Below are 1,625 nucleotides of genomic sequence, written 5' to 3' on the forward strand. Positions count from 1 at the left end.
CACCAGCGACGATCTGCCAAAATTTAACGATCTGCTGGACCCCGATAACCCCTGTTTGTTCGACAAAGTCAGTCAGAAGAAACGTCCTCTGGGAGAGCATGTTGCTCTGGTGGTTCTGGCAGCCCCTGAACAGTTGGCACCGGTTGGTCAGGCCAGTGGTGCTCCGGGCGCTGATTTCTGGCGACGAATTAATCGACCGGGAAATATCTGGCAGTTCGATCCACAGACCGGTGATGATTCAACGATGGACCTCAATGAGGTTCCTCCGCTATTGCCCGAGCTTCCCGGTAGCGAAAGTGCTATGGATGACGACAATACCGTTTTAATTGACTGCCATATACACAGTAACTGGCGACAGTTGCTGCTGGGCGGCCCCGGAGTGGATCAACAGGGGCGAATTCAGCACATCCCCGGCAGGTTTAAGTCATTGAGGGCCGGACAAAAGGTGATCCTGAAAGGAGCCGACTGGCAGGATCTGGCCTTTGAACAGACCATTCGACAGATGCTGGCGCAAAAGCGCTTTGAGAGCAATGGGGGGATCTGCCAGTTACCCGACGATGTTCAGTTTTATCAGATGCCGGTGGAGAATACCGAGCTTCATTCACTGTTCCAAAGCCTGTCCTGCTTTTGCGACAAAGAAGGTGATAAAGAGCACGCAGCACAAAAAACAATCATCATTAACCAGAGTAATATCAGGGATTGGCTGGGCCCGATTGCTATTGCCCCGGAAGGCCATGCCGTCCCTAACACCCGTCTGTTGGAACAAGTTCTGGCGGGCGGTGTCGTCACCGTAACGTCTCCCCTCACTGAGGCACTCTGGTTTTGTTTGCTGGGTTCACTGCAGACGATTCGCGAGACGACCGGCCTGAAGCCCCGACTTCAGGTGGCTCAGACAAAACGGCAGCCAAAACCCCTGGGATTGAGAGAAAGCGATGAGTACTCAATGAGAGATCAGGCCGTTTTTAATACCGTCACGTATCAGCAACAAGCTCAGGCCAGCCACTGGATCAATCATTATCAGAAAGCCCCCCTGGTCATTCAGGTCAATGAACAGACCCGTCTCAGCCAGCTGTTTGATAACCTCCGTATTACCTCGGAACAAAAGGCACATTTTGGACGGCATCAGAGTGGCTTACAGGAAGCATTAACCTCTGGCAAGCCGGTCGTCATGCGGGGACTGGAGAGTAATCCAACGCTTCAGGAGCTTCTGGAACCTCTGGTTATCGGGCAACCTCTGTTGGTGAATGGTCAATTACAGGCGTACCCACAAGCCCAGGTCACCGTTGTCTGGCCTGAGTCTGCAAAAAGCCCATCTTCAGTATGGCGTTCGATGATCACCACGGGCAAACCGTGTCCTGAGGTGGATATCTGGGATATCAATGGGGACCGGCACGATATCCCCCGAACCGAGCTGCCCGAACAGGCACTTCACCAACTTTACGATGCGTTTAAAACCGTACCTGCCCACCTCTGTAACCCACTGCCTGAAATGACCGAAGGGTTGCTGAATAACCTGATACTGACTGCCCGGCGAGCACAGCAGGTTGACCACTCCCCAAAACTCCTGCCCCGCCACTGGCGCAAGGCCATTAACAGCGTCATCACCCATGGCACCCGACAGAATC

The 1,625-nt window shown here is 53.5% G+C and carries 1 protein-coding gene; it reads left to right on the plus strand.

The genetic code is table 11. The features are described 5' to 3' along the window. The coding region (locus KDK17_RS17280; protein ID WP_257288653.1) for a hypothetical protein at positions 1-1,625 on the plus strand (1,625 nt) is incomplete at both ends.

Source organism: Endozoicomonas sp. SESOKO2 (genome assembly GCF_024606245.1).
Classification (GTDB): domain Bacteria; phylum Pseudomonadota; class Gammaproteobacteria; order Pseudomonadales; family Endozoicomonadaceae; genus Endozoicomonas_A.